At 60.8% G+C, this 4,925-nt stretch carries 9 protein-coding genes; all 9 read left to right on the plus strand.

The window, feature by feature from the left end; all coding sequences use genetic code 11:
- Positions 1-292: hypothetical protein (locus tag ABSG20_RS29935; RefSeq protein ID WP_423868070.1), on the plus strand; the 292-nt coding region annotated here is incomplete at its 5' end.
- Between the two features lie 76 nt (positions 293-368).
- Positions 369-521, plus strand: coding sequence for a hypothetical protein (locus ABSG20_RS29940; protein WP_423868071.1), 153 nt, complete (start codon positions 369-371; stop codon positions 519-521).
- A complete protein-coding gene (locus ABSG20_RS29945) occupies positions 518-814 on the plus strand; it encodes a hypothetical protein (protein WP_423868072.1) in 297 nt (98 codons plus the stop codon). Before ABSG20_RS29940 ends, ABSG20_RS29945 begins: the two co-directional genes overlap by 4 nt.
- Before the next feature lie 132 nt (positions 815-946).
- Complete coding sequence (locus ABSG20_RS29950; protein WP_423868073.1) at positions 947-1,198, plus strand: NucA/NucB deoxyribonuclease domain-containing protein; 252 nt, start codon at positions 947-949, stop codon at positions 1,196-1,198.
- Entirely contained in the window at positions 1,161-1,796 is a 636-nt protein-coding gene (locus tag ABSG20_RS29955; protein WP_423868074.1) for an SMI1/KNR4 family protein, read from the plus strand. Before ABSG20_RS29950 ends, ABSG20_RS29955 begins: the two co-directional genes overlap by 38 nt.
- Before the next feature lie 520 nt (positions 1,797-2,316).
- On the plus strand, positions 2,317-2,454 hold the full coding sequence (locus ABSG20_RS29960) for a hypothetical protein (RefSeq protein WP_423868075.1): 138 nt from the start codon (positions 2,317-2,319) through the stop codon (positions 2,452-2,454).
- Between the two features lie 4 nt (positions 2,455-2,458).
- Positions 2,459-3,565: a hypothetical protein gene (locus ABSG20_RS29965; protein WP_423868076.1), complete on the plus strand. Its 1,107-nt coding sequence runs from the start codon at positions 2,459-2,461 to the stop codon at positions 3,563-3,565.
- Between the two features lie 50 nt (positions 3,566-3,615).
- Positions 3,616-4,197, plus strand: a complete 582-nt coding sequence (locus ABSG20_RS29970; protein WP_423868077.1) for an SMI1/KNR4 family protein — start codon at positions 3,616-3,618, stop codon at positions 4,195-4,197.
- A 532-nt stretch (positions 4,198-4,729) separates the two neighbouring features.
- The coding region (locus ABSG20_RS29975) for a hypothetical protein (protein ID WP_423868078.1) at positions 4,730-4,925 on the plus strand (196 nt) is incomplete at its 3' end.

The following is a 4,925-nucleotide window of genomic DNA, read 5'->3' on the forward strand; positions in this document are numbered from 1 at the left end:
CAGAGGGCTCAACCCATCCGACGCGCTCTGCAAAAAAGAATTGACACGTCGGGCAAATCACTGGCATATGGTCACCATCGCAAGAAGTGAGCCTGCGGCCAGGAAACTGGCCGCAGGTTTTTTCATGTGCTGGCTTCTCGATCGGCGAAGTTTTCGCAAGCGGGATCCGTGCTCCGTTCCCGGACGCCGCGTTGCTCATCTGCTACGAGGCCGCGCCAGCCGCGATTCGATCCAACGCCACCAAGCCGCGCTCGAACAGGCCAAAGCCCGGACCGACGCCCTACATCTGTAGATCAAGGCCCAGGCCGATATCGAGATCGCCAAGGTCAAGGCCGAACTCAACGCCAAGCTGGCGCTGATCGATGCCCATGTCGATCGCGGCCGAGCAGAAGGCGCGCCACGCCGAAGCGCAGCACCACGCGAGCCTCACTGAGACCGCGCTCGGCATCGCCGCCACGGCGCAGGCGCAAGACGCCAAAATGGCCGCGCTGAAGGCCGCTCACGAAGGTCAAACCGAATGAATGAGCATCACCTTTCGGAGGCCGCCGCCAAAGGCGTCCGCGCCCGGCAATTGCTCGAGAGCGATCTGCTCGCGACAGCCTTCAAGGGGCTGGAGGACAGCTACACGGCCGCCTGGCGCGCCACCACGATCGACGACGTCGGCGCCCGCGAAAAGCTGTTCCTGGCGATCAACATCGTCGGCAAGGTCAGGGATCATCTCACCGCCATTGTCACCAACGGCAGGCTGGCGGAAGCCGAATTGCGACAGCTTGCCGAAACCGCCGAACGCAAGAGGCGATTTGGGATATTGTAGTCGTACGCCGGTTGGAGGCGACCTGTCCGCCGAAGCGTCTATCGCGAAGGCGAAAGCCGCAACCCGCCATCCCAAGCTCCATGCGCGCACGCAGGCCCTTGCGATCAAGGATAGACGTTCGCGCCTGAATTGATGGCGGATGAGGGATCATGCCCTTGTTCACCTCACGAGTCGGCGCGTGCATTCGCGCCCCACAGGACCTCCCTTCTCAGATGTCGCTTTGCTCATTCGCGGGCTTTCCGGGAAGGCGGCAAAGGTGCGAGCACTTCCCCGGTGCCCAGGCCAGAGCAGCACAGACAGGGCGGGACAATGTCTGAGTTCTATCGTAACAATAACGTAGGACATAATGATCAATTCCGTGTCGGGATATCACCACCACCTTAGGACAAACCTGACGCCCATGCTGAGCCGTCTCCAAACCGCCGTCGACCGGATCTTCGATCACCTGCGGGCGTGCGGATCGCTGATCGCGGATCGCCGACGCCCGGGGTTAAGCCCGACTGAGGTGGAGGCGCAGATCCGTGCGCTGGGGCTGCGGCCGCCGAGAGATCTGGTTCGGCTTTATGCCTACTGCGACGGCACAGCGACGACACCATGGAAGGACCTGCTCGGAAAGACTGATTTTTTCCCAGGCTTTTACTGGATGAATCTGGAAAAGGCGGTCACCGTCTATCGTTCTCTCAGCACCCACAGCTTGTGGCACCAATCGTGGTTGCCGATCTTTGCCAATGGCGGCGGTGATTTCTACGTCGTGATCTGCGAGCCCGAATCCCCCTTCTTTGGTGAAGTGCTGCTGGTGATATATGACGAGACCGATCATATTGCTGAATTTCAAAATGTGTCCGCCATGTTCGAGACAATTGAGCGCTGTTTTGGACAGAAGGCATTTTTCTGCTCTGAAGGGTATCTTGAAGCCGATTATGCAAAGATGCGCGCCATCGCGCGCAGCGTTCAGCCTGATTTTACCGCGCACGTTATTTAGTCGTATTCGAGCCGCGGCCGTTCAGCACTGACGGCAAGCCCAGTGGGACGATCTGAACACGCGCGGAAGCGGAAGATTTGACACGTCGGGCAAATCACCGCTATATTGCCATCATCGCAGTGATCAAAACCCGCGGCCTCAAAATTGGCCGTGGGTTTTTTGTTGTCTCCCACATTCCAGCATCGGACGGCGGCGCCATTGGCGAGCCGGCCTTCTGCCACGCATCGACGCCAGGCCTGTTGCCGTTACGCCGAGGTCGGGACCCTCTCTGTCAGCGGCGCGCGAACCTGCCGGTCTGTAGTGTGGCCAGGCTCCATGCGCACACAAGCCCTTGCGATCAAGGATGAACGCTCGCGCCTGAATTGATGGCGGATGAGGGATCATGCCCTTGTTCACTGACAGCGCGTGCCTCCGCGCCTCACCGGACCTCCCTTCTCAGATGTCGCTTTGCTCATTCGCGGGCTTCGCCGCTGCATGCCGGCGGCGGCCGAAACGACCCGTGAAAACACCGTGGGTAGCCATGCGAAAAATGTCCGTCGTTGATCTCAAGTCGATGCTGGAGCAAGCGGTCGCGGAGTTCGACCGGCCGATGGAGATCGTCACGCACCCGGTCGGCAACCGATCCGACCGGCGCGAGCCCGCCGAGGCGACGAGCTAAGGCCGTGGCTGATGCGATGTGGTATAATCCCTGGGCGCCGCCGATCTTCGCGGCGCCCAGGCCAGAGCCGCTTCCGCTGCCCCCGGTTGGCAACGCGTGGGGATTTCGTCCGCCGATCTTTCCCGCAGCCAATAGCGCAGACCCCCCGCTGGCAGACGCGGCCTGGGACGGCGCGAGGTATAACCCTTACGCGCCGCCGATCCTTGCCGCCTCACCACCGCGGCCGCTGCCGTCGCCGCAAGGCGATCCCTGGTGGATGGCGCTGCCGATCTTTCCGCCGGCCCATGATGGGGCAGCGCAGGCGGCGGCGACGCCGCTACAGCTTCCGGCCGGCAATCCCTGGGGCAGCGCGCCGCCGATCTTTCCGCTGGCAACAGCGAATGATGCGGGCCAGCCCGCGCCGCCAAAACCGCCATCGGCGGTGCCGGACTGGATGAAGCCGTTCGTCAGCGCGCCACCGCCGCCGCTGTTCTTTCCGCAGGCAGAGCCAACCGTAGCTTCCCAGCCCAGCCCATCGGACAGGACGAAAGACCTGCCTGACATGGGTGGCCCGCTGATCGGCGACGGCGGCCCGTTTTCGTCTGGTCTGCCGGTGGTGAACCGGCTGGCGGACAGCGCCAGCGCGAGCATCGGCAAGGCGATCTCGAATGTTCCGGCCAGCGCCTATGCGTTCGGCAAAGGCGTGGTGCAGCCGTTCATCCATCCGGTCGACACGCTGGAGGGCTTCAAAAACCTTGGGCTTGGCGTGCTGGAAAAGGCCGGCATCAAGGGTGGCGCCGAGCATGAGAAATATGCCGACGCGCTCGGCCACTATTTTGCCGATCGGTACGGCAGCCCAGAGAATCTGAAGCGGACCTTCGAGCAGGATCCGGTCGGTGTGGCCGGCGATCTGTCGACCTTGTTTACGGCTGGCGTCCCGTTGGCGGGCGTTCGTGCGGCGGGCGTGCTCGAGCGGGCTGGCAAGGTGGCCGGCACCGTCGAACGCGCGGGCGCCGCTGGAGAAATCGGTTCGGCCCTCAAGGCTGAAGCACGCGCCGCCGCGGATGCCGCGGTCGTGGTTGCAAAGGAGCTGCCTGTACTTTATTTCGACCGAGCCGTTAGGACATCATGATCAATTCCGTGTCGGGATATCACCACCGCCTTAGGACAAGCCAGAGGCCCATGCTTAGCCATCTCGAAACCGCCGTCGACCGGATCTTTGGTCACCTGCGGGCGTGCGGATCGCTGATCGCCGATCGCCGACGCCCCGGGTTGAGCCCGGCCGAGGTGGAGGCGCGGATCCGCGCGCTCGGGCTGCGGCCGCCGAAAGACCTGGTTCAGCTTTATGCCTACTGCGACGGCACAACGACGACAGCAGGCAAGGACCTGCTCGGAAAGATTAGTTTTTTTCCGGGCTTTTACTGGATGAATCTGGAAAAAGCGGTCACCGTCTATCATTCGGTCAGCACCCACAGCCTGTGGCACCGATCGTGGTTGCCGATTTTTGCCAATGGCGGCGGTGATTTCTACATCGTCATCTGTGAAAGCGCCTCCCCATTCTTTGGTGAGGTGCCGCTGGTGATGTACGACGAGACCGATCATATTGCCGAATTTAAAAATGTATCCGCCATGTTCGAGACAATTGAACGCTGTTTCGCACAGAAGGCTTTTTTCAGCGCCTACGGGTATCTTAGAGCCGATCATGCGAAGATGAGCGCCATCGCGCACAGCGTTCAGCCCGATTTTACCGAGCACGATATTTAGTCGTATTCGAGCCGCGGCCGTCCGGCGCGGCCGCGGGATTTGCCTGGGGCCGAAGCCAACGAGACGCTGCTCAAGGCGATCGAAAGGGAACCTGAATTCGCGCAACGCCTGCCCCGTCCCAATGGATCGGGAGGCTTTTCGATATGGGGCAAGTAAGAAAAATTTCTGACATCATAGAAAACCTCGCGACCTTCGGCGACGAGGGGACGATCTACGCTTGCGAACCCTGGACAGAGAATTCGAATGCGATAGTGGCCCGGGAGCCCGACGAAGGAGGTCTTCCTCCCGAGGCGGAAGTGCCGGCATGACATATTTTCTCGAGACATTTATTGCGACAGAAGTCGTGGGTGAAGAACTTCCGCGAAAAGCCGCCTCGGACACGCCGTCAGCCATCCGAGCGGTGTGGAAAAAAATCTCGAAACGGCTCGATCGAGCGGTGTAACATTGACCCCGCAATGATTTGCGGAGATTTTCGTCGATGATAATTTCTCTTCCTGAATGACGGACCCTGCCAATCGCTGTAGAAGGGTTCTTGGGCGCAACTGATCGCCGAAGACAACTTGAGCATTACCTGCCCGTCTCGACCTGCGAAAGAGATGGGTTTCGCAGAGGGCTCAACCCATCCGACGCGCTCTGCAAAAAAGAATTGACACGTCGGGCAAATCACTGGCATATGGTCACCATCGCAAGAAGTGAGCCTGCGGCCAGGAAACTGGCCGCAGGTTTTT

It is taken from the genome of Bradyrhizobium sp. (genome assembly GCF_049512235.1).
Lineage (GTDB): Bacteria > Pseudomonadota > Alphaproteobacteria > Rhizobiales > Xanthobacteraceae > Bradyrhizobium.